At 38.0% G+C, this 22491-nt stretch carries 34 protein-coding genes; 31 read left to right on the top strand and 3 right to left on the bottom strand.

The annotated features are described in order from the left end of the window. The first annotated feature begins 13 nt into the window (after window positions 1-13). The 25 genes from rpsQ to M2419_RS21775 all read left to right on the top strand — a co-directional run bounded on the left by rpsQ (window position 14) and on the right by M2419_RS21775 (window position 15502). Window positions 14-268 carry a 30S ribosomal protein S17 gene (gene rpsQ / locus M2419_RS21895; RefSeq protein ID WP_153844936.1) on the top strand — a complete coding sequence of 85 codons (255 nt, stop codon included), beginning with the start codon at window positions 14-16 and terminating at the stop codon, window positions 266-268. 1 nt (window position 269) lies between these two features. Then, the gene (rplN, locus tag M2419_RS21890) at window positions 270-638 is read left to right on the top strand and encodes a 50S ribosomal protein L14 (RefSeq protein WP_046674873.1); all 369 of its coding nucleotides are present in this window, start codon (window positions 270-272) and stop codon (window positions 636-638) included. Window positions 639-640: 2 nt separating this feature from the next. Continuing rightward, window positions 641-985, top strand: a complete 345-nt coding sequence (rplX, locus tag M2419_RS21885) for a 50S ribosomal protein L24 (RefSeq protein ID WP_070570406.1) — start codon at window positions 641-643, stop codon at window positions 983-985. Further along, window positions 985-1554, top strand: coding sequence for a 50S ribosomal protein L5 (gene rplE / locus M2419_RS21880; RefSeq protein WP_153844937.1), 570 nt, complete (start codon window positions 985-987; stop codon window positions 1552-1554). Before rplX ends, rplE begins: the two co-directional genes overlap by 1 nt. Further along, window positions 1547-1816 carry a 30S ribosomal protein S14 gene (gene rpsN / locus M2419_RS21875; RefSeq protein WP_028071569.1) on the top strand — a complete coding sequence of 90 codons (270 nt, stop codon included), beginning with the start codon at window positions 1547-1549 and terminating at the stop codon, window positions 1814-1816. The genes rplE and rpsN overlap by 8 nt, the downstream gene beginning before the upstream one ends. Window positions 1817-1952: 136 nt before the next feature. Then, window positions 1953-2354, top strand: a complete 402-nt coding sequence (gene rpsH / locus M2419_RS21870; protein WP_223584601.1) for a 30S ribosomal protein S8 — start codon at window positions 1953-1955, stop codon at window positions 2352-2354. Window positions 2355-2375: 21 nt separating this feature from the next. Further along, window positions 2376-2930, top strand: a complete 555-nt coding sequence (gene rplF, locus M2419_RS21865; RefSeq protein ID WP_153844938.1) for a 50S ribosomal protein L6 — start codon at window positions 2376-2378, stop codon at window positions 2928-2930. Next, window positions 2927-3289, top strand: a complete 363-nt coding sequence (gene rplR / locus M2419_RS21860) for a 50S ribosomal protein L18 (RefSeq protein WP_172392455.1) — start codon at window positions 2927-2929, stop codon at window positions 3287-3289. The genes rplF and rplR overlap by 4 nt, the downstream gene beginning before the upstream one ends. A gap of 12 nt (window positions 3290-3301) precedes the next feature. Continuing rightward, entirely contained in the window at window positions 3302-3820 is a 519-nt protein-coding gene (rpsE, locus tag M2419_RS21855; protein WP_075990876.1) for a 30S ribosomal protein S5, read from the top strand. 5 nt (window positions 3821-3825) lie between these two features. After that, window positions 3826-4005, top strand: a complete 180-nt coding sequence (gene rpmD, locus M2419_RS21850; protein ID WP_046674880.1) for a 50S ribosomal protein L30 — start codon at window positions 3826-3828, stop codon at window positions 4003-4005. Window positions 4006-4124: 119 nt separating this feature from the next. Next, window positions 4125-4571 carry a 50S ribosomal protein L15 gene (gene rplO, locus M2419_RS21845; protein ID WP_046674881.1) on the top strand — a complete coding sequence of 149 codons (447 nt, stop codon included), beginning with the start codon at window positions 4125-4127 and terminating at the stop codon, window positions 4569-4571. Window positions 4572-4574: 3 nt separating this feature from the next. Then, complete coding sequence (gene secY, locus M2419_RS21840) at window positions 4575-5912, top strand: preprotein translocase subunit SecY (protein ID WP_046674882.1); 1338 nt, start codon at window positions 4575-4577, stop codon at window positions 5910-5912. Window positions 5913-5921: 9 nt separating this feature from the next. Then, entirely contained in the window at window positions 5922-6704 is a 783-nt protein-coding gene (gene map, locus M2419_RS21835; protein WP_046674883.1) for a type I methionyl aminopeptidase, read from the top strand. Window positions 6705-6778: 74 nt separating this feature from the next. Further along, window positions 6779-6997 (top strand): translation initiation factor IF-1, encoded by a 219-nt coding sequence (gene infA, locus M2419_RS21830; protein ID WP_002997456.1) that lies wholly within the window; start codon window positions 6779-6781, stop codon window positions 6995-6997. Between the two features lie 45 nt (window positions 6998-7042). After that, window positions 7043-7159 (top strand): type B 50S ribosomal protein L36, encoded by a 117-nt coding sequence (gene ykgO, locus M2419_RS21825; protein WP_013665024.1) that lies wholly within the window; start codon window positions 7043-7045, stop codon window positions 7157-7159. 30 nt (window positions 7160-7189) lie between these two features. Continuing rightward, window positions 7190-7567 carry a 30S ribosomal protein S13 gene (rpsM, locus tag M2419_RS21820; RefSeq protein ID WP_112373918.1) on the top strand — a complete coding sequence of 126 codons (378 nt, stop codon included), beginning with the start codon at window positions 7190-7192 and terminating at the stop codon, window positions 7565-7567. Window positions 7568-7577: 10 nt separating this feature from the next. Then, window positions 7578-7967 carry a 30S ribosomal protein S11 gene (gene rpsK / locus M2419_RS21815; RefSeq protein WP_046674885.1) on the top strand — a complete coding sequence of 130 codons (390 nt, stop codon included), beginning with the start codon at window positions 7578-7580 and terminating at the stop codon, window positions 7965-7967. A 60-nt stretch (window positions 7968-8027) separates the two neighbouring features. Then, window positions 8028-8636, top strand: coding sequence for a 30S ribosomal protein S4 (gene rpsD / locus M2419_RS21810; RefSeq protein ID WP_153844939.1), 609 nt, complete (start codon window positions 8028-8030; stop codon window positions 8634-8636). A 95-nt stretch (window positions 8637-8731) separates the two neighbouring features. After that, complete coding sequence (locus M2419_RS21805) at window positions 8732-9724, top strand: DNA-directed RNA polymerase subunit alpha (protein WP_153844940.1); 993 nt, start codon at window positions 8732-8734, stop codon at window positions 9722-9724. Between the two features lie 130 nt (window positions 9725-9854). Next, window positions 9855-10358, top strand: coding sequence for a 50S ribosomal protein L17 (gene rplQ / locus M2419_RS21800; RefSeq protein WP_153844941.1), 504 nt, complete (start codon window positions 9855-9857; stop codon window positions 10356-10358). Window positions 10359-10515: 157 nt separating this feature from the next. Further along, complete coding sequence (locus M2419_RS21795) at window positions 10516-11661, top strand: aspartate aminotransferase family protein (RefSeq protein ID WP_153844942.1); 1146 nt, start codon at window positions 10516-10518, stop codon at window positions 11659-11661. Between the two features lie 141 nt (window positions 11662-11802). Continuing rightward, a complete protein-coding gene (locus M2419_RS21790; RefSeq protein WP_075990879.1) occupies window positions 11803-12765 on the top strand; it encodes an acetylornithine carbamoyltransferase in 963 nt (320 codons plus the stop codon). 51 nt (window positions 12766-12816) lie between these two features. Continuing rightward, window positions 12817-13614 carry an acetylglutamate kinase gene (gene argB, locus M2419_RS21785; protein WP_046674891.1) on the top strand — a complete coding sequence of 266 codons (798 nt, stop codon included), beginning with the start codon at window positions 12817-12819 and terminating at the stop codon, window positions 13612-13614. 27 nt (window positions 13615-13641) lie between these two features. Continuing rightward, on the top strand, window positions 13642-14448 hold the full coding sequence (proC, locus tag M2419_RS21780) for a pyrroline-5-carboxylate reductase (RefSeq protein WP_153844943.1): 807 nt from the start codon (window positions 13642-13644) through the stop codon (window positions 14446-14448). Next, window positions 14438-15502 carry a M20 family metallo-hydrolase gene (locus tag M2419_RS21775; RefSeq protein ID WP_259255611.1) on the top strand — a complete coding sequence of 355 codons (1065 nt, stop codon included), beginning with the start codon at window positions 14438-14440 and terminating at the stop codon, window positions 15500-15502. The genes proC and M2419_RS21775 overlap by 11 nt, the downstream gene beginning before the upstream one ends. 35 nt (window positions 15503-15537) lie before the next feature. On the opposite strand, the gene M2419_RS21770 is transcribed toward M2419_RS21775, so the two are convergent. Beyond that, complete coding sequence (locus M2419_RS21770; RefSeq protein WP_046674894.1) at window positions 15538-16011, bottom strand: Lrp/AsnC ligand binding domain-containing protein; 474 nt, start codon at window positions 16009-16011, stop codon at window positions 15538-15540. A gap of 389 nt (window positions 16012-16400) precedes the next feature. Here M2419_RS21770 and M2419_RS21765 point away from each other — a divergent pair, with 389 nt between their 5' ends. Continuing rightward, the gene (locus M2419_RS21765; protein ID WP_153844945.1) at window positions 16401-17447 is read left to right on the top strand and encodes a hypothetical protein; all 1047 of its coding nucleotides are present in this window, start codon (window positions 16401-16403) and stop codon (window positions 17445-17447) included. Here M2419_RS21765 and ruvC read toward each other — a convergent pair whose 3' ends face one another. Next, window positions 17448-18014: a crossover junction endodeoxyribonuclease RuvC gene (gene ruvC / locus M2419_RS21760; RefSeq protein WP_153844946.1), complete on the bottom strand. Its 567-nt coding sequence runs from the start codon at window positions 18012-18014 to the stop codon at window positions 17448-17450. A gap of 100 nt (window positions 18015-18114) precedes the next feature. Here ruvC and M2419_RS21755 point away from each other — a divergent pair, with 100 nt between their 5' ends. Both M2419_RS21755 and M2419_RS21750 read left to right on the top strand, forming a co-directional pair. Continuing rightward, on the top strand, window positions 18115-19089 hold the full coding sequence (locus tag M2419_RS21755; protein WP_153844947.1) for a lysylphosphatidylglycerol synthase domain-containing protein: 975 nt from the start codon (window positions 18115-18117) through the stop codon (window positions 19087-19089). Beyond that, the gene (locus M2419_RS21750; RefSeq protein ID WP_259255608.1) at window positions 19073-20203 is read left to right on the top strand and encodes a glycosyltransferase; all 1131 of its coding nucleotides are present in this window, start codon (window positions 19073-19075) and stop codon (window positions 20201-20203) included. Before M2419_RS21755 ends, M2419_RS21750 begins: the two co-directional genes overlap by 17 nt. 7 nt (window positions 20204-20210) lie before the next feature. Here the strand turns inward: M2419_RS21750 and M2419_RS21745 are convergent, their stop codons facing one another. Continuing rightward, window positions 20211-20945 (bottom strand): lysophospholipid acyltransferase family protein, encoded by a 735-nt coding sequence (locus M2419_RS21745; RefSeq protein WP_153844948.1) that lies wholly within the window; start codon window positions 20943-20945, stop codon window positions 20211-20213. A 123-nt stretch (window positions 20946-21068) separates the two neighbouring features. On the opposite strand from M2419_RS21745, the gene M2419_RS21740 reads away from it, so the two are divergent. From M2419_RS21740 to M2419_RS21730, 3 genes are read left to right on the top strand one after another with little or no spacing between them, the layout of a single operon-like run. Then, window positions 21069-21368: a DUF2089 family protein gene (locus M2419_RS21740; protein ID WP_153848180.1), complete on the top strand. Its 300-nt coding sequence runs from the start codon at window positions 21069-21071 to the stop codon at window positions 21366-21368. A gap of 45 nt (window positions 21369-21413) precedes the next feature. Continuing rightward, window positions 21414-21905, top strand: a complete 492-nt coding sequence (locus tag M2419_RS21735) for a hypothetical protein (RefSeq protein WP_153848179.1) — start codon at window positions 21414-21416, stop codon at window positions 21903-21905. Beyond that, window positions 21895-22479: a hypothetical protein gene (locus M2419_RS21730; RefSeq protein ID WP_153848178.1), complete on the top strand. Its 585-nt coding sequence runs from the start codon at window positions 21895-21897 to the stop codon at window positions 22477-22479. Before M2419_RS21735 ends, M2419_RS21730 begins: the two co-directional genes overlap by 11 nt. Window positions 22480-22491 lie beyond the last annotated feature (12 nt).

Here is a 22491-nt window from a genome sequence, read left to right as displayed (position 1 = left end):
ATTTAAAGTCGAAATGGAAAGAAATTTAAGAAAAACAAGAATCGGCTTAGTAGTTAGCAACAAGATGGACAAATCTATCGTGGTAACAGTGGAACGTAAAGTGAAACACCCGATCTATGGTAAGTTCGTGAAAAAAACTACTAAATTTAAAGCTCATGACGAAACTAATACCTGCGGTATCGGCGATACGGTATTAATCATGGAAACTCGTCCGCTGAGTAAAACAAAAAACTGGAGATTAGTTGAAATTATAGAAAGAGCTAAATAACATGGTACAACAAGAATCAAGACTTAATGTAGCTGACAATAGCGGTGCTAAACAAGTTTTAGTAATCCGTGTATTGGGCGGTACGCGCAAGCGTTATGCATCAATCGGAGATAAGATTGTTGTATCGGTGAAAAGCGCTATGCCTTCAGGAAACGTGAAAAAAGGTTCCGTTTCTAAAGCAGTAGTAGTTAGAACGAAAAAGGAAATCCGTCGTAAAGATGGTTCATATATCCGTTTCGATGACAACGCCGCTGTATTATTAAATAATAATGATGAACCACGTGGTACACGTATCTTTGGCCCTGTTGCTAGAGAGTTGCGTGAGAAACAGTTCATGAAAATTGTATCATTAGCACCGGAGGTTTTATAATTATGGCACAGAAAACAAAAACAACTACGCACAAAATCAAAATTAAAAAAGGTGATTTAGTGAAAGTTATCGCTGGTAACTCTAAAGGTGTTCAAGGAAAAGTATTAACTGTTTTAGTGGATAAAAATAGAGCTATCGTTGAGGGCGCTAACATCGTAAAAAAACACACTAAACCAAGTGCAGCTAATCCTAATGGTGGTATCATTGAGAAAGAAGCTGGTATTCACATCTCTAATTTAGCTGTTATCGATCCTAAAACAGGTGCAACTACACGTGTAGGTCGTAAGTTAAATGCAGATGGTAAATTAGTTCGTTACGCTAAAAAATCAGGGGAGGAAATTAAATAATGACTTACGTACCAAGATTAAAAGTGAAATATGCGGAAGAAATCCGTAAAGCACTTCAAGAAAAATTTCAGTATAAAAGTATTATGCAGGTTCCTAAACTTGAGAAAATCGTTGTTTCACAAGGCGTAGGAGCTGCAACAGCTGACAAAAAATTAATCGATAACGCTATTGCTGAGTTGACTTTAATCACAGGTCAACAAGCCGTTGCTACAAAATCGAAAAAAGATATTTCAAACTTTAAATTACGTAAAGGTATGCCTGTAGGGGCACGTGTTACTTTACGTGACAACAACATGTTTGAATTCTTGGATCGTTTGGTAGCAGTATCGCTTCCACGTATTCGTGACTTCCGCGGTATCAACGATAAAGGTTTTGACGGACGTGGTAACTATAACTTAGGTATCACTGAGCAAATCATTTTCCCTGAGATCAACATTGATAGAATCAACAAGATCCAAGGTATGGATATCACTTTCGTGACTTCTGCTCAAAATGATGTTGAGGCTTTAGAATTGTTGAAACAATTCGGTTTACCATTTAAAAATCAAAATACTAATAACAATGGCTAAAGAAGGATTAAAAGCACGCGAAGTAAAACGCGCTAAATTGGTAGCTAAATATGCGGCAAAACGTGCAGAATTAAAAGCTGCTGGCGATTACGTTGCATTAGATAAATTGCCTAAAAATGCTTCTCCAGTACGTTTACACAATCGTTGTAAATTGACTGGCCGTCCTAAAGGATATATGCGTCAATTCGGTATCTCTCGTGTAACATTCCGCGAGATGGCTTTAGATGGCAAAATCCCAGGGGTGAAAAAAGCTTCTTGGTAATTAAAAAAAAATACTTAATTTTGCCCGGGCAATTCAACTTAGGATTGCCGGGGTTTTTGCATTTTAAAATTGTTTAACAGATAGAAGGTCCCATACCAACGGTTGGGAGGGAAACCGCTGTCACAAATTTTCATATATAATGACTACAGATCCAATTGCGGATTACCTTACACGAGTAAGGAATGCCATCAAGGCCAACCACAGGGTTGTTGAAATTCCTGCATCGAACCTAAAAAAAGAGATTACTAAAGTTCTTTTTGATAAAGGTTACATTGCTAATTACAAATTCGATGAGAATGGCGTACAGGGTACGATCAAAATCGCATTGAAATATAACCCAATTAGCAAAATTCCGGCTATTCGTACGTTGACACGTGTGAGTAAACCTGGTTTAAGAAAGTATGCAAGCGTTGATACTATGCCTCGTGTTTTGAATGGTTTAGGTATTGCTATCTTGTCAACATCTAAAGGTGTAATGACAGATAAAGAAGCTAGACTTCAAAATGTTGGTGGTGAAGTTTTATGTTACGTTTATTAATCTAGGTAAAAGCACAAAGAAATGTCAAGAATTGGAAAAGCGCCTATCGCTATCCCTGCTGGGGTAACTGTTACTATTTCGGACAAAAACTTAGTTTCAGTAAAAGGTCCTAAAGGCGAATTAACACAACAAGTTGACCGTGACATCACGATTGCTCAAGAAGAAGGCAATATCGTTGTAACACGTCCAACTGATCAAAAGAAACACAAAGCATTACACGGTCTATATCGTTCCCTGTTGGCTAACATGGTTCACGGTGTGACTGAAGGTTACAAAACTACGCAAGAGTTAGTCGGTGTAGGTTACCGTGCTTCAAGTACTGGTAATGTATTAGAGTTAACTTTAGGTTTCTCTCACCAGATTGTTTTTGTATTGCCAAACGAGGTTAAAGTATCAACTACTGCTGACAAAGGTAAAAACCCTACAATCACTTTAGAGTGTGCTGACAAACAATTAATCGGTCAGATAGCGGCTAAAATCCGTGGCTTCCGTAAACCAGAACCTTACAAAGGAAAAGGTGTTAAGTTTGCAGGTGAAGTATTGAGAAGAAAAGCAGGTAAATCAGCTAAAAAATAATAATCATGGCAGGACAAAAAGCATCTCGTAGAGAGAGAATCAAAAAAGGAATCAGAAAAAACCTTGCTGGAACGTCTGAACGTCCACGTTTATCGGTTTTTAGAAGTAACAAAGGTATCTATGCGCAAATCATTGATGACAATGCAGGTAAAACATTAGTTGCTGCATCTAGCTTGTCAAAAGAGTTTGTTGCATCTGGTAACAAGGTTGATCAATCTAAAGCTGTAGGTAAATTGGTGGCTGAAAAAGCAGTAGCAGCAGGTATTAATAAAGTAGTTTTTGACCGTAATGGGTACTTATACCATGGCCGTATCAAATCTTTGGCTGAAGGTGCTCGCGAAGGCGGTTTAGACTTTTAATCATAGAAAGAAATGGCATTAAGCAATATAAAAAGAGTAAAATCAAGCGAAATTGAATTAAAAGATCGCTTAGTAAGTATCCAACGTGTAGCTAAAGTTACTAAAGGTGGTCGTACTTTCAGCTTCTCTGCAATTGTTGTAGTAGGTGATGAAAACGGTATCGTAGGTTACGGTTTAGGCAAAGCTAAAGAGGTAACTGAAGCAATCACGAAAGGTATCGATGACGCAAAGAAAAATTTGGTAAAAGTTCCTATTATCAAAGGTACTGTTCCTCACGCGCAATATGGTAAATATTCTGGTGGTTCAGTTTTGATTAAACCAGCTGTAGGTGGTACAGGAGTTTTAGCAGGTGGTGCAATGCGTGCAGTATTGGAGTCTGCTGGTATCAAAGATGTATTGGCTAAATCATTAGGTTCTTCTAACCCACACAACGTGGTAAAAGCAACTGTAACTGCTTTAGCAGAAATGCGTGATGCGTATACAGTAGCACAACACCGCGGTGTCGATTTGAATAAAGTATTTAACGGTTAATTATCATGGCAAAAATCAAAATCACCCAGATAAAGAGCGTTATCGACAGAAGCGAGCGCCAAAAGAAAACTATTGAGGCATTGGGTTTGAAAAGAATCAACCACTCAGTAGAAGTTGAAGCTACTCCATCAATTATTGGAATGGTACGTAAAGTAAACCATTTAGTAGCTATCGAAACTATTTAATATTAGCATATGGAAGAGGTCTTTGGGCTTCTTCCATTACTTGTTATTAATAATAATTATTTTTTAATCGCTAGTACCTGTTTAGTGAGAGCGAAGGGCTAGCACAATTTAGTTTAAAAATGAACTTAAGTAATTTAAAACCTGCAAAAGGTGCAGTAAAAAGTAGCAAACGTATTGGCCGTGGTACTGGTTCTGGTCGTGGTGGTACTTCAACGCGTGGTCACAAAGGTGCTGGTTCTCGTTCAGGTCACTCTACGAAAATCGGTTTCGAAGGTGGTCAAATGCCTTTGCAACGTCGTGTGCCTAAATTTGGTTTCAAAAACATCAACCGTGTTGAGTACAATGGTGTAAACCTAGATACTTTACAAGCGTTGATCGAGAAATACAATTTAACAGCTGTAGATTTCGACGCATTGAAAGCTCATGGTTTAGTGTCTAAAAATGACAAAGTTAAAATCTTGGGTCGCGGTGAATTGAAAGCTAAAGTTGAAGTAACAGCGCACGCGTTTACTGCTTCTGCTCAAAAAGCTATTGAAGCTGCAGGCGGTTCTATCGTTAAAATTTAATAAATGAAGAAACTAATCACAACCTTAACCAATATTTGGAAAATCGATGATTTACGTACGCGTATTCTAAATACCTTACTTTTTCTTTTGATTTACCGTATTGGATGTCACGTGGTATTACCAGGTGTAAATCCTCATGCTTTGGCTTCTGGTCAAAAAGAGGGTTTATTGGGCTTATTGGATATGTTTGCGGGGGGATCTTTCTCTCGTTCGGCTATCTTTGCTTTAGGGGTAATGCCATATATCTCGGCATCCATTGTTGTTCAATTGCTGGGCATCGCGGTTCCTTACTTCCAAAAGATGCAGAAGGAAGGGGAAAGTGGTCGTCAAAAAATGAATCAAATTACTCGCTATTTAACTTTAGGGATTACTTTGCTTCAGGCTTTTGCTTATGTACGTACTCAAATCGAGCCAAGTGCTAAGACAATAGCTGACCCATTATTCACTATTCTAACTGCCATAGTTTTGACAGGCGGTACTTTATTTGTGATGTGGTTAGGGGAAAAAATTACTGATAAAGGTATCGGTAATGGTATTTCTTTGATCATCATGACTGGTATTATCGCTCAATTGCCAAGTGGTATCACTGCGGAATGGGTTTCTAGAATGGCGAAAGGTGGTGGTGGTCCAATTCCATTGTTGCTTGAATTTGTAGCTTTGTTCTTTGTTGTGATCTTTACGATCTTGATCGTACAAGGTGTTCGTAAGATCCCTGTACAATACGCGAAGAAAATCGTTGGAAACAAGCAAGTCGGTGGAGTACGTCAGTATATACCTTTAAAGGTAAATGCTGCAGGTGTAATGCCTATCATTTTTGCGCAGGCAATCATGTTTGTGCCAATGAGTTTAGGACAGTTCTTCCCAAATCTTCAGTCGGAATTTTTGACTTCGTTGAGTAACTATACTTCTGTAGCATACAACGTGACATTTGCGGTGTTAATTATCGCATTTACGTTTTTCTATACAGCGATCATGGTGAACCCACAACAGATGTCGGACGACATGAAGAAGAATGGAGGTTTTGTACCGGGTATTAAACCGGGATTGGAAACTAGTAATTTTATAGACCGCGTAATATCAAATATTACATTTCCAGGTGCAATTTTCTTAGCGATCATTGCTATTCTACCTGCTATTGCAAGTTTGTTTGGTATTAATAATCAATTTGCGCACTTCTACGGTGGTACGTCTTTATTGATTTTAGTAGGTGTGGTGTTGGATACTTTGCAACAGATCGAATCTCATTTATTGATGCGTCATTACGATGGATTAATGAAAACAGGTCGCATTAAAGGTCGTTCGGCCGCGTCTGTTGAGGGAATGGATCATTCGGCAATTTAATTTCTTTAGATGTCTAAAGTATTTTATAAGTCAGCAGAAGATATAGAGCAATTGCGGAAGTCAGCAGATGTGCTTTCGCAATTGCTTGGTGAAATCGCAAAAGTGATTAAGCCTGGGGTAAAGACTATATCTCTTGATAAATTAGCTTATGAGTATATTCATGATAACGGCGGGACGCCTGCGTTCTTAAATTATCAAGGATTTCCATATTCTTTGTGTATATCTGTCAACGATCAAATTGTACACGGCTTTCCAAGTGATTATGAAATTAAAGATGGAGATCTTGTTTCGGTCGATGGTGGTGTCAATCTGAATGGTTTTATCAGTGATTCGGCTTATACCTTTGGTGTAGGTGAAATATCTGAGGAAGCACAGTTGTTATTAGATGTAACAAAGGAATCATTGTACAAAGGTGTTGAACAGGCTGTGGCTGGTAAACGTGTTGGGGATATTTCTTCGGCTGTTCAGGAGTATGTGAGCAAATTCGGATTCGGAATTGTTCGCGAGCTGGTTGGACACGGAGTTGGTTATCACTTACATGAAAAACCTGAGGTTCCCAATTATGGAAAACGAGGTGCTGGTCCTAAATTGGAAGAAGGTTTGGTTATTTGTATCGAACCGATGATCAATGCGGGGCGTGCGGGTGTTCGTTTTTGGGATGATGGTTGGACAGTAAGTACAGTGGATGGAAAATTATCGGCGCACTTCGAACAGATGGTTGCAATCCGAAAAGGAGAACCAGATGTGTTGCTGACATTCGAACATGTAGAGAAAGTTTTGAACAAAAAGTAATTGGTTTTCAATTATTTTTATTTATCTTTGCACTCCTGTTCGCAGGCTTTTAAATTAAATTTAATCGAGAATATATGGCTAAACAAGCCTCAATAGAACAAGACGGTATAATTAGAGAGGCACTTTCTAATGCTATGTTTAGGGTAGAGTTGGAAAATGGACATGAAATCATTGCCCATATTTCTGGTAAAATGCGTATGCACTATATCAAAATTTTACCTGGTGATAAAGTTAAATTGGAAATGTCTCCGTATGATTTGACTAAAGGAAGGATTACTTATCGCTATAAATAGCCGTAAGTCCTTGTATTAGTGCAAGCTTTTGAAAAAATAAATATCATGAAAGTAAGAGCATCAATAAAAAAACGTAGCGCGGACTGTAAGATCATCCGTCGTAAAGGTAAAGTTTTTGTAATCAACAAAAAGAACCCAAAGTTTAAACAACGTCAGGGTTAATTCATTAAAAAAATAATAGCTTAATATTATATGGCAAGGATAGCAGGTATTGATTTACCTAAAAACAAAAGAGGTGTGATCGGCCTTACCTATATTTTTGGTATCGGTCGTACAAGAGCTGAATATATCTTGGAAAAAGCTGGTATCAGCGAAGATGTGAAGGTACAAGAGTGGAATGATGACCAATTGGCAGCAATTCGTACCATCATTAACGACGAATTGAAAGTTGAAGGTGCATTGCGTTCAGAAATTCAATTAAACATCAAACGTTTAATGGATATCGGTTGTTACCGTGGATTGCGTCACCGTAAACACTTACCAGTTCGTGGTCAACGTACTAAAAACAACTCACGTACTCGTAAAGGTAAACGTAAGACAGTTGCAAACAAGAAAAAAGCTACTAAATAATAAATAAGAAATGGCTAAAACTAAAAAAGCTGCAAAAAAGCGTATCGTTGTTATCGAACCTGTAGGTCAGGCTCACATTAACGCAACGTTTAACAATATCATTGTAACTTTGACAAATAATCAAGGTCAAACTATTTCTTGGTCTAGTGCTGGTAAAATGGGTTTCCGTGGTTCTAAAAAGAACACTCCATATGCTGCTGGTCAAGCTGCACAAGACTGTGGAAAAGTTGCTCACGACTTGGGTTTACGTAAAGTTGAAGTGTTTGTTAAAGGACCTGGTGCTGGTCGTGAATCAGCAATCAGAACATTGCAAACTGTAGGAATCGATGTGACTACTATCAAAGATATCACTCCACTTCCTCACAACGGTTGTCGTCCTCCAAAACGCAGAAGAGTTTAATTAATTTAAAGATAAGATTCATCGGCAATAGGCTGATAGATACTTTAATTGTAAAAGAAAATGGCTAGATATACAGGACCTAAGTCCAAAATTGCCCGTAAATTTAGAGAGCCGATCTTCGGCCCAGATAAAGCGTTAGAAAAGAAAAACTACCCTCCTGGACAACATGGAGCTTCTAAACGCAGAGGTAAGCAATCTGAATATGCTATTCAGTTGTTAGAAAAACAAAAAGCAAAATACACTTATGGTGTATTGGAGCGCCAGTTTGCAAACTTATTTGTTAAAGCTGCCTCTAAACAAGGTATTACAGGTGAGATCTTCTTAAAATTGTTAGAAGCTCGCTTGGATAACGTAGTTTACCGTTTAGGTATCGCTACTTCTCGTGCCGCTGCTCGTCAGTTGGTATCCCACAAACACGTTACTGTTAACGGCGAAGTTGTTAACATTCCATCATATAGCTTACGTCCAGGTGACGTTATAGCAGTTCGTGAACGTTCTCAAACACTTGAAGCCATCACAAATTCAGTTGCAGGTCGTACTGTAAACAAATTTTCTTGGTTAGAGTGGAATGCGAAAGAATTGACAGGTACTTTCTTAAGCTATCCAGAAAGAGCTGATATTCCTGAAAACATCAAAGAGAACTTAATCGTTGAGTTATACTCTAAATAATAAATAAAATAGAAGAATGCATAGTCCAATTTTGGGGTATGCATCTTCTATTGTATTATAATTATTATTACAAATAAAACATTAAAAGAAAATAAATGGCAATTTTAGCATTTCAAAGACCGGATAAAGTTATCATGCAAAAATCTACGGATTTTGATGGTACGTTTGAATTTCGTCCATTGGAGCCTGGTTTTGGTGTAACCATTGGTAATGCTTTGCGCCGTATTCTATTGTCCTCTTTAGAAGGATATGCAATTACGTCGATAAGGTTTTCTGGCGTTTCGCACGAATTTTCAACGATCAAAGGTGTTGTTGAAGACGTAACTGAAATTATCTTGAACTTGAAACAAGTTCGTTTCAAAAAAACAGGTGAGATTGGCGACAACGAAAAGGTATTTGTAGTAATCAATGGTCAAGAACAATTCTTAGCTGGTGATATCACAAAGTTCTCTAATAACTTTACGGTCTTAAACCCAGACATGGTAATCTGTAACATGGATAATTCAGTGACAATTGAATTGGAATTGAGTATTGCCAAAGGTCGTGGATACGTAAATGCTGATGAGAATAAAGTTGTTGATGCGCCAGTAGGTGTTATCGCAATCGATTCGATCTTTACTCCGATCAAGAATGTTAAATATACCATTGAGAATTACCGTGTAGAGCAAAAAACTGACTACGAGAAATTGTTGTTGGATATCTCTACTGATGGCTCAATTCACCCCGAAGAAGCTTTGAAAGAAGCTGCTAAGATCTTAATTCAACACTTTATTTTATTCTCTGATGAGAATATGCTTCTTGAGTCTCAAACGAAAGAAGAAACTAAAGTTGTTGATGAAGAAATCTTACACATGCGTAAGATCTTGAAAACAGAATTGGTAGATCTTGATCTTTCAGTTCGTGCATTGAACTGTTTGAAAGCTGCTGATATTCGCACATTAGCTGAGTTAGTAACTTACGACGTGGCTGATATGTTGAAATTCAGAAACTTCGGTAAAAAATCGTTAAGTGAAATTCAAGAATTGGTTAAATCAAAAGGTTTGTCATTCGGAATGAACTTAGCAAAATACAAATTAGACGAAGAATAATAATTTATTAAGCGACCACTATATGTAATTCCTCTTCAAGCTGATTGCTGAACAAGATGGGCTTTTGCCTTTGATAGATTTCGCAGTTTAAGTAAAGCAAGAACGGTATATATAGTATAATAAAATCAAAATGAGACACGGAAAAAAAGTAAATCACTTAGGCCGTACGGATAGCCATAGAAAAGCAATGTTGGCTAACATGGCAACATCATTAATCCTACACAAACGTATTACGACTACTTTAGCTAAAGCTAAAGCATTGCGTACATATGTAGAGCCTTTGATTACTAAATCTAAAAACGACACAACACACTCTCGTCGTACAGTATTCGCTTATTTGAAAGATAAAGACGCAGTTTCTATCTTATTCCGCGAAATTTCTGAAAAAGTAGCTAACCGTCCAGGTGGTTATACTCGTATCATCAAAATGGAAAATCGTTTAGGTGATAACGCAGAAATGGCTTTCATCGAATTAGTTGATTACAACGAAATCTATGGTAAAAAAGCTGCTGCTGCTGATAAAAAAGCTACTCGTCGTCGTGGTGGTGCTAAGAAAACTACAGCTGCCGAAACTGAAGCTCCTGCAGAAGTTAAAGCTGAAGTAGAAGGTGAAGAAAAAGTAGACGGAGAATAGTCTTCTTCTGATCTAGCATAAAAAAGTCCTCTTTTTAAGGGGACTTTTTTTATTTTATGACCATTCCTACCGTTATAACTAATATATTTGTAATGCTAAAATCTGATAGCTTTTTCTATTACTAGCTATTTCGTTTATCAATCTATAATTCATTAAGATGAAACCATTTGATGTTTATCCCATTAATCCCATTAACATAGTAAAAGCTAATGGATCAACGGTGTGGGATGCCGAAGGAAATGCTTACTTGGACTTGTATGGTGGCCATGCTGTGATATCGATAGGACACACGCACCCACATTATGTACAACGCGTCACAGAACAATTGAACCGTATTGGGTTCTATTCCAACTCTGTCGAGATTCCAATTCAGCGTGAACTTGCCCGATTGTTAGGGGAAATTTCGGGAAAGGTTGATTACGATTTATTTCTTTGCAATTCTGGCGCAGAAGCAAATGAAAACGCATTGAAGCTGGCTTCTTTTTACAATAAGCGTAAAAAAGTCATAGCGTTTTCAAAAGCTTTTCATGGAAGGACTTCATTGGCCGTAGCGGCTACAGACAATCCTAGTATAGTTGCTCCTGTCAATGAAACTGATAATATTGTATTTCTTCCTTTCAATGATGAAGAGGCTTTGACTGAGGCTTTCGCATCATATGGTGATGAAATTTCATCTGTTATCGTGGAAAGTATCCAAGGGGTAGGTGGAATCAGAGAAGCGTCAGTATCGTTTCTTCGATTGATTCGGTCTCTTTGCGATCAATATAATGCGGTGTTTATTGCAGACGAAGTACAATGTGGGTACGGAAGAACAGGCTTATTCTATGCGCAGGACTATTCGGGCGTTGAGGCCGATATTTACACAATGGCAAAAGGTATGGGCAATGGTTTCCCAATTGGTGCAATCAGTATATCGCCCAAATTTAAAGCGACTTACGGTAGCTTGGGAACGACATTTGGTGGCAATCATCTCGCATGTGCTGCCGCACTGGCTGTATTGGAGATTATCCAACAAGATAAACTGATGGAAAATGCGGCTCAAGTCGGACAATATCTTATTGATGAGCTTAAGCAACTCGATGAGATTATAGAAGTGAGAGGCCGAGGATTAATGATCGGTATAGAACTACCTGAATCTTTGGCCCATGTGAAGAAAGATCTCTTGCTAAAGAACCGTATCTTTACAGGAGAGGCTAAGCCTTTTGTGATTCGCTTATTGCCTGCTTTGAATATTACGAAAGATCATGCTGATCAGTTTTTAGAAGCATTGAAAGCACATATCAAAGCAGTAACGGTTGCATAACCTTAAGGCTGTCGATCAAATTATCCAATAGCCACACATCGGCTAATGCAAATTTGATTGCGACATAGTAGTTAAAATATATACTGAGTGTGAGGCGCCTATTTATTGCCGTTGAAAATGCACTCGAATAAATAAATATAGATGAAAAAGTTTTTCTCTGTTAAGGATGTTTCCAGTGTAGCGGACGTTGTTCAAGAAGCGTTAGCTTTGAAAGCTGCACCATATGACAATCAGGACCTTGGCCAACATAAAACCTTGGGACTTGTATTTTTGAATCCGAGTTTACGTACACGTTTGAGCACACAAAAAGCGGCGATGAATTTGGGCATGAATGTGATGGTTATGAATATGGATAAAGATGGTTGGGCTCTTGAGACACAAGATGGTGTTGTGATGAACGGGACAACTGTTGAACATATTCGTGAAGCCGCCGCTGTTATGGGCGAGTATTGTGATATTTTGGGACTTCGTTCCTTTCCAAAATTGAAAGATCGTGAAGAGGATTATAGTGAGGACCTGTTCAACAAATTCATTAAGTACTGTGGTGTTCCTGTTGTTTCCTTAGAGAGTGCAACACGCCATCCATTGCAGAGTTTGACAGATATGATTACCATCACTGAGTACAAGAAGACTGAAAAGCCGAAAGTGGTATTGGCTTGGGCTCCGCATGTTAAGGCATTACCTCAGGCAGTACCTAATTCTTTTGCAGAATGGATGTGCAAAGCACAAGAAGAGGGATTGGTCGATTTTACGATAGCTCAACCTATGGGGTATGAGTTAAGTGAAGAATTTACTGCTGGAGCAACCATATCTAATAATCTTGAGGAAAGTTTAAAGAATGCTGATTTTGTCTATGTGAAAAACTGGTCTTCTTATCAAGAATATGGCGAGGTATATGGTGTTGATGAAGATTGGATGATGGATAACAAGAAGCTCAATTTGACGAACGATGCCAAAGTAATGCATTGTTTGCCAGTAAGAAGAGATCTTGAATTGTCTTCTGAGATTTTAGATGGACCAAACTCACTCGTGATTAAAGAGGCTAGCAACCGTGTATGGGCTGCTCAGGTTGTTTTAAAACGTATGTTAGAGGATTTGGCATAGTCCAATCCTATAGATTATTGAAAAACTATTTTTATTGGGAAAAGTTGCGTAATGGCTAATAGTGTATTAAATATAATTAAAATTGGCGGGAATATTATTGATGATGAGCGCCAATTGGATTCTTTTTTAGAAAAGTTCTCCGCATTATCAGGGAAAAAGATTCTTGTACATGGTGGGGGTAAAATTGCAACTCGTTTGGCTAGTGAACTGGGAATTGAAGCCCAAATGGTAGAAGGGCGTCGTGTGACAAATGAGGAAATGTTACGCATTGTAACAATGGTATATGCTGGATTGACAAATAAAACAATCGTTGCTAAGTTACAAAATTTGAAATGTGATGCTGTTGGATTGACTGGAGCCGATGGTGATGTCATTAAAGCGATAAAGCGTCCGGTTAAAGATATCGATTACGGCTTTGTAGGTGATTTGTTGCATGACTCTGTAAATACGCTGGCTATCAAGAAATTTCTAGAAGCTGGGTTTGTTCCGGTGTTTTCGGCTATTACACACAATGGCCTTGGACAATTGCTCAATACCAACGCGGATACTATAGCTTCTTCATTGGCGGTGTCTTTGGCTTCATTATATGAAACTTCTTTGGTTTATTGTTTCGAGAAGAACGGCGTTTTACGCGATGTAACAGATGAGAATTCAGTAATCCCAACGATTAAGTCAGAAGAGTTTGAACATCTTAAGGAATCCGGCGTGGTGAATGACGGGATGATCCCTAAGTTGCAAAATGCATTCAATGCTATAAATAAAGGTGTTCAAGAGGTCTATATTGGAAATGCTAATAATTTGCATTTGTTTCAACAAGGACAATTTGGCACTTGCTTGACATTAAAATAAAAATCTAACCTAAACCCAACGATCGCTATGAAAAAGGTCACCATTATCGGAAGCGGTAATATCGGTCTTTCTTTGGCAAAAGGACTTGTAAAAAGTGAATTTGCCAATGCTGCCGATATTACATTGACGAGGAGAAATTTGAATGCACTGGCCGAAGAAGCGAGCCAGGGCTTCTCAGTAAGTAATGATAATAGGCTCGCTGTAAAGGGGGCTGATATTGTTGTTTTCGCAATACTACCTCAACAACTAAAAAAGGTATTGGTGGAAGTGGCCCCTGTAATTGAAAAGACAAATCAGATTTTTGTCTCCATCGTGTCAGGAGTCTCTTGTACCGATTTAAAAGCAGAGTTGGGTGCAGATGCCACAGTTATACGGGCAATGCCCAACACAGCAATAGCAATAGCTCAATCAATGACTTGTATCGCCAGCGACAATGCTTCGGACGATAGTTTGAAGGAGGTTGAGAAGATGTTTGAAACTGTTGGTTCAGTGGTTGTCATTAATGAAGACCTTATGACATCGGCAACGGCATTGTGTGCCTGCGGTATCGCATTCTTCCTACGTGCTATTCGTGCTGCTTCACAAGGTGGAGTTGAAATCGGATTTCATGCGCACGACGCATTAAAAATGGCAGTTCAAACTGCAAAAGGCGCTGCTGATTTGTTATTGCATACCAATGCTCATCCAGAAGGAGAGATTGATAAGGTAACATCACCAAAGGGATGTACAATAGCGGGATTGAACGAAATGGAACATAACGGTTTTAGTTCTGCTTTTATAAAGGGAATTAAACTGTCTGCGGATAAAGCAGGAGGACTATACCATGAAGGATAAACAGCATCTATTTGAAGATGCTCTGGCCCTTTTAAAACAATTAATTGGACTGTCGTCTTTAAGTAAAGAGGAAGAGTTCACGGCAGATTTAATTGATCGCTTCTTTCGGGAGCGTGATATCAAAACGCATCGGAAAGGCAATAATGTCTGGGTGTATAATGCCCATTATGATATCACTAAACCTACGATATTGCTTAACTCCCATCACGATACAGTAAAACCAAATACGGGTTATACAAGGGATCCTTTGGCGGCAACTGTAGAGGAAGGTAAATTGTTCGGATTGGGGAGCAATGATGCTGGAGGCTGTTTGGTATCATTGATAGCTACATTTTTGTATTTTTACCAGCAGACGGAATTGAAGTATAACTTCTGTCTTGTCGCCAGTGCCGAAGAAGAGATCTCAGGTAAGAATGGTGTAGAATCTGTTTTGGATGCTATCGGTCCAATTGATTTTGCAATTGTGGGTGAGCCTACCTTATTGGATTTGGCAATTGCAGAAAAGGGGCTGATGGTGTTGGATTGTACCGCTTTAGGGACGGCTGGACATGCTGCGCGTAATGAGGGTGATAATGCGATCTATAAAGCGATCAAGGATATTGAATGGTTTCAAAATTATACATTTGAAAGAACTTCGTCAACCTTAGGCCCAATTAAGATGTCGGTAACAGTAATTCAGGCGGGATCACAGCACAATGTGGTACCGGCTACTTGTAACTTTGTTGTTGATGTCAGAACCACAGATGCTTATTCGAATGAAGAGACGTTGGATATTATCAAGTCTCATGTAAAATCAGAGGTCACAGCGAGATCGACGCGCCTGAAGTCTTCTTCTATTTCTGAAACGCATCCAATCGTCAAAGCAGGCATTGTACTGGGACGTAAAGTATATGGTTCACCGACGATGAGTGATCAGGCTCTTATTCCTGTCCCTTCTCTGAAGCTGGGACCTGGCGATAGCGCGCGGTCGCATATGGCAGATGAGTTTATCTATATTGATGAAATTAGAGCAGGGATCGATCTCTATATCGCAATGTTAGAAAAGATAGTATAAAAAAAGCTTCCATTTTTATGGAAGCTTTTTTTATACTAGACTAAGCTGATTTGACGTTTGATACTCTCTTCGAGAGAGATGATCGTCTCGGTACGTTGAATCCCTGGTACGGATTGAATATCTTCATTCAATACTTTTCTCAGGTGAACTGTATCTCTACAGATGATTTTTGCAAAAATACTGTATTGGCCAGTACAATAGTGTAATTCGACCACTTCTTTGATTTCTTTCAATTTATCTACCGCATCTGCATATTGTGAACCTTTTTCAAGATAGATACCCAAAAAGGCCGTGATATCAAATCCGACTTTTTGAGGATTGATAATTAGATTTGACCCTCTAATGATACCTAGTTCTTCCATCTTCTTCATTCTAACGTGAATTGTACCACCTGATACAATTAGCTTTTTTGCTATTTCTGTATAAGGAATAGAGGCATCGTTCATTAGAATAGACAAGATTTGGATATCCAAATTGTCTAGATCATAGTTTGCATATTGATTTTCCATTAACAATGGTTTTTGTGTTCATTAATTGGTCGTTGCATCAAGATCTGACCAATAGCTAAAATAATTAAATTTATTTCAAAATTACTAAGAATTTTCGGTTTATAGATGTAAATTTAATAAAAAATACTTATTCATATTGATAATGTTATATGTTTTTGATTGAAAGTGATTATAATTGTTTCATGGTGATCTTATTATAGGTTAAGTGATTGTTTTCATGTTTGATATCAAGATTATGATAAATTAATTTAGTATTGCCTTTTTTAGAAGTAGGAAAAACAGTTGGCATATTGAAAATCTAATCAGTTCGAATTTAGCATATGATGGGGGCAAAAATGTAGCAGACTGTGTGATGTTTGAGTAAACGAAAAATCAAATACGGAATAGAGATGGAAGAAGTTCAAGATGTAAAGATTTCGAAAAAGAAACCGATTTATGAAGTAGGGGAAGGACTTCATAAATACCTTAAGCTGTATCAGCGAGACGAAAAGTTGCCGATAGGATACAAAGATCTACTGAATTTTACGGAGACAGTACCTGTCATGGATAAATTTGGCAACGATACTTTTTGGGAGACTCCACTGTATCCGCAATATCTTATCGACCAATTGTATGACGGATTGAAGGTGATTTATGCTAAACTGAAAGCATCAGGTAATACGCGAATCGTCCAGCATAAGTATATTGATCGTGTAGAGTATTGTGGCTTTGGCAATACTAAACCATTTCGTATTCGTATCGTAAACCGTTTAAATGATGTGTACGATTATTTTTACATCAAGCAAGCCGATGCGTCGCGAATATATGGATTGGAGTTAGAAGAAATATTGTCGCCCAATCAGGTGAATTATATGGTAGACCATGATACTTTGGTTGAAGAACATATTGTTGGAATCCCCGGGGACACTTTTTCGAAAACACGTATGTTCTCGCCTGATTATAATCTGACCCGGATTTCCAAAGAATTTGTCAAGTTTAATGAACGATGTATTATTACGTTGTTGGGGGATATGAGGGCCTACAATTTTGTGATGCAGATTACACCAGATTTTGATGATTTCCAGTTTCGAATTCGGGCAATAGATTTTGACCAGCAGTTTTATGAAGGAAATCCGAAAGTATATATGCCACAATTTTTTAAGGAGAATCTTCCCTATGTCAAATTAGCGATGGAACATCTAAATGAAAAAACTGTGCTGCAATACCAACAGGAGGAGCGTTCTTCCATTGTGCATAGAGTCCGGAGTGAAAGACATCGGATCGCTGATCTGAGGGATGCTTCGCAAACGCAGGTCCTTTCTACGCAGGAGAATATCAAACAGTTACGTGAGGGCTATGCTGAATTTTATCAAAATAACTCTTACCTCAAGTGTAAAACGATGACGGATATTGTTGAGTTGAATGTGAAGAATGTGATTCGTCAGGTACAAATGTAATTACTTGATCCGATCTTTGTTGTCTTTGATAAAGGCGGACCATCCAGTGTACGACTTGCTGCTGCTTGATGCTGCATTTTTCTGAAAGGAGTGGCAGACAGCGATTGCCAATCCGTCGGTGGCATCTAAAAATTGTGGTGTTTCCTCAAATTTTAATAAATTTTTTAGCATAGCGGAAACCTGCTCCTTTGTAGCATTTCCATTCCCTGTAACGGATTGTTTTATCTTTCTTGGGGAATATTCAAAGATTGGGATATCTTGCGCCAGCGCCGCCGCCATGGCAACACCTTGCGCTCGCCCTAATTTGAGCATGACCTGTATGTTTTTGCCATAAAATGGGGATTCAAGAGCTACGCAGTCGGGATTATATTCCTGCATTAGAGCAGAAGTTTTTTTGAATATACGTTGTAGTTTTAGGGCATGGTCATCTAAATGTCCCATTTTGATGACCCCCATTGAGACCAAGGATATGTTATTGCCGACTTCTTTGATGATGCCATACCCAAGTATTACTGTTCCGGGGTCTATACCTAAAATTATTCTTTCTTTCGCCTTTTCCTTCTGCATATACAATAATACAAATTTTGCGTTTTATTCGCGGATTGCGTTCGACAAAACTTAATCATTTGGCTAAAATTTAGTAACATTGCTCTCTAATTATCAAAAGTTGACTGGAAGACAAAAAAAATACATCAGTCTTTTATTGAAGATACTGGTTTTCGCCCTAGCGACCTGGTATATCGTTGTGAAGGTATCCGATAGAAGCAATATTGAGAAGTTCAAAACCCTAATTGCCGGTTTGGAGCAGCATTCGGTTGTTTGGACCCTTATTTTAATTGTGGTTTTAATGCTTGTCAATTGGTTGCTTGAAGTTGTGAAATGGCGGTATCTTGCATCTAAACTGGAGCATATGTCATTTTGGAAGGCTTTCCAATCCGTTTTCTGCGGGCTTACCTGGGCTATTTTTACACCCAATAGGATTGGAGAATATGGCGGGCGGGTACTTTTTCTACAGCCCCAACATCGGGCAAAAGGAGCCGTAGCGATGGGCGTTGGATTATTTGCGCAATTGGTGCTCACAAGCGTTGCTGGATCACTAAGTATCGCTTGGTTTATCTGTAAATTTCTTTCTACTCCTTTAACAGTACAATTTGGGGTATGGCTACTTGCTATTATCTATGCTGGAGGATTTGTAATCTTATATTTCAATGTAAAATGGATTGATTTATTGGTCGGTAAAATTAAGTTTTTGACACGGATTAAGCCCTTCTTTGAAGTATTGGAGCATTATTCAATGCGGGAGCTCAGTATTGTTCTTTTAAATTCTTTGGCGCGATTTGTTATTTTTACTTCTCAGTATATCATCTTGATGAAGCTAACTTTGCCTGAGTTACCACTTTTATCCATGATTCTGATGATTTTTATCCTGTTTTTTGTCCAGGCAGCTCTACCTACATTGGATATTTTTGATTTCAGTGTTAGAAGTTTTGTTGCTAGCAATCTATATAGCTATATTACCACACAAGAAATTGCTGTAATGGCTATTGTTTCCTGTATTTGGTTCGTTAATTTGATTCTTCCAGCTATATTTGGTTCTATTTTTGTTTTTAAGATTAATTTTTTCGGTGATACAAATTCTTAACTATTTATTGATCATTTTTACCTGCGTATATGCAATTCTAGTTTTATGGATGCGCAGGGGCTGGTCCTTGATTTTGGAACCTAACAATTCTATTAGGCCAACAATGACCGTATCTGTGATTATCGCTGCGCGGAATGAAGAGTTAAATATTAGGCGCACCATTGAATCCATACTAGGGCAGAATTATCCTAAAGAGCTCCTTGAGCTAATTATTATCGATGACCATTCAGACGACAATACGTCTTTGATTGTGAAAGAATATGAAGATAAAGGTGTTAAGCTGATTCAATTAAACGAAAATGGCCGTTTGAATTCGTACAAGAAATTAGCAATTTCAAGAGCAATAGAATGTTGTCATGGTGAAATTATTATTACCACTGATGCGGACTGCCGCATGGGGTCGAACTGGTTAGCAACGGTTATCAGCACATTTGAGAAAGAAGGTGCTTATCTACAATCTTCTCCAGTGGTGTATTCGGAGGAGAAAAGTTTTTTTGAACGACTGCAAACCTTGGAATTTTTGTATTTGATAGGTCTGGGCGCTGCAGGTATTGGTAACAAAAAACCAACGACCTGTAATGGAGCAAATTTGGCCTATCGAAAGGATATTTTTAAACAAATGGGCGGATTTAAAGGGATTGATGAGCTAGCATCCGGAGATGATGAACTTTTTTTACATAAGGTAGCAGAACAATATCCCGAGAAAATAATGTTTTGTAAATCAAAAGATGCCGTTGTTTATACGGATGCGAAACCAGATTTGAAGTCATTCATTAGTCAACGCAGACGTTGGGCTTCAAAAAGTACCAAATATAAAAATAAAGGTGTCATCGCATTGGGGATTTCCATTTGGTTCTTTAATTTATTGATTTTGGTAGCTTCAGTTCTTGCTCTTTTCGGCGTGAAATTCGTTGCTTGGGTTGTACTTTTTGCATTGCTATTGAAGATGGTCGTCGAATTTCTTTTTATTGAACCTTTGACCAGGTTCGCAAGCAGAAAGGAACTCTTATGGTATCTTCCTTTATTGAGCTTGGCTCATATTCTTTATCTGGCTTATATAGGCATATTGGGTAATGTGGGTAAGTACGACTGGAAGGGAAGGCAGGTTAAGTAGCTTATTCCTATTTCTCGACCTTTAGTTTTATCGCTTCTTCAGCTAATTTAACGATCTCCTCAATATTCTTACCCTCCGTATCCAACGGATTTAGCACTTCCCAGGTCATGTGAAGAAATGGGGTCAGTGGATACATCCCATATTGTACCATTTCATATGATCCAGTGATCGCAATAGGAACAACGAGTGCATGTGGATTTTTCTTTAATAATGTGGCAATCCCACCAACATGAAAGGCCTTCATTTTCCCGGTCTTTGATCTTGTACCTTCTGGAAAAATAAACGCGGACCAGTTTTTGGTTTTCATATTATTGGCAAGTTTTAATATTTCAGCAATAGATTGTTTGGGGTCATTGCGATCTATATTTGCGGCACCACCATGTTTTAAGTTGAATGAGATACTAGGTATACCGCTGGCAAGTTCTATTTTAGAAATAAACTTTCCGTGAAATCTACGCAAAAAATAGATCATTGGGGGGATATCAAAAGTACTTTGGTGATTGGCAACGAACACGATAGGTTGACCTGTTGGAATATTTTTGTTGTCGATAAATGTCACCCGATTAAATAGCGTGTAATAGCAGGCAACGAGGCAGGCATTTAACATATCGACACTTTTTTTGTGGGCATCATATCCACCTAGCTTTAAACATAGCCACTGTATGGGGTGAAAAATAATTAAGGATAAACCAAAACAAAACCAAAATATAATAGATAGGAAATAGCCTAAAAACTTCTTCATAAACGTTATTTAATGATACAAATATATCATTAAGCAATGGTTTTTGAAAAATATTGATTTTATAATGTTTTGTTTTAACATTATTAATATTATCTTTAATAATGTTAATAATGTTATTATTTAATGAAAAAAATACCGGTTGATTGCCCTTGTTGTGAGTCGAAGTTAAAAGTCGCCAAATTGGTGTGTGAATCCTGTGAAACCGAAGTTGTAGGTAAGTTTTCTTTACCTGTGTTGATGCAGCTTACTGTAGAGGAGCAAGAACTTGTTTTGAATTTTTTGATGCACTCAGGGAGTTTAAAAGAAATGGCAAATCAGATGGGCAAATCCTATCCGACGGTCCGTAATATTCTCGATGATCTGATTCGCAAATTGAAATCGCTTGATCATACAAACAATGGTGGCAAAAATAGAAGTATTTAGCAGTCTGGACAATCGAATGATTGATAAACAAAGAATTATATCAAGATGAAAAATAATACGCTTTATACCGAAAGCCAATCTTTTTTTAGCTGGTGGCTCTGTCTGATCCTTTTATCTGTCAGTGTGGCCAGTTTTTCTGTGCACTGGAATGAGCTCTTGCGGTTGAATTTTGCTCCATTATTTCAATTACCGGGGTTTTGGATCAATTTGGTATTATGGGGATTGTTTGGCGTTCTACGATTAAGAACTACTATTCGTGAAGATGGAATTGAAGTCTATTTTTTTCCATTTAATTTCTATCGTAAAAGAGCGCGTTGGACAGATATTCGTGCTGTTGAGGTACGAAAATATAACCCGATTGGTGAGTTTGGTGGATGGGGTTTTCGGAGAGGGCAGAAAGGGCTGGCTTTTTCAGCTCGTGGTAATATGGGCTTACAACTTACATTGGAAACTGGCAAGATATTACTTATTGGAACCCAAAATCCAGTAGAAATCGAAAAGCTGAGCTTATCTCAATTCTTAAAAAATGAAAGTTAAACAGATTTTTCAGAATCCATTTGCGGAATTGCCGGAGTGGAAACTATTCTTTGCTGGTGTTATCGGATTTTTGTTATCAAGCTATGTTATTTATTTATCGGGCCAGCAGTTTAATGGATTTATGCATTTCTATCAACCAGATATAGGGGTGTCCATATGGGTTGTCTTGGGCGTTCATGCCTTTATGGTTTTGGCTCCTTTTACACTTCTTTACGGTACAGGGATGTTATTAAACAGAAAGACTAGAATCATTGATGTCATGAATGTCGTTTTGATTATACCATTTCCGCTCTATTTTGCATTATTTTTGGGGAAACTATTAAATCAGGACAAATTTACTGACCAACTATTAAAAGCGGTGCAAAAAGGCGATCATACATTGGCCGGAGTTGATAAAACTGAACTATTTTTATTTGGTATGTTTGGAATAATCAGTTTATTATTGCTGTTTTATCAGTTCTATTTATTGGTCAAGGGCATGAATGTAGCGGTTAACAATAAGAAGATTGGTATCAGTGTACTATTTGTGGCATTATATTTTATACTGGATCTATGTATACAGTTTAATTTCTAGTAAAAAATGACA

Origin of the sequence: Sphingobacterium sp. BIGb0116 (assembly GCF_024808035.1) — a bacterium.
Taxonomy (GTDB): domain Bacteria; phylum Bacteroidota; class Bacteroidia; order Sphingobacteriales; family Sphingobacteriaceae; genus Sphingobacterium; species Sphingobacterium paramultivorum.
Note: the sequence above shows the minus strand (reverse complement) of the source record. Positions and strands in the feature narration are given on the sequence as shown.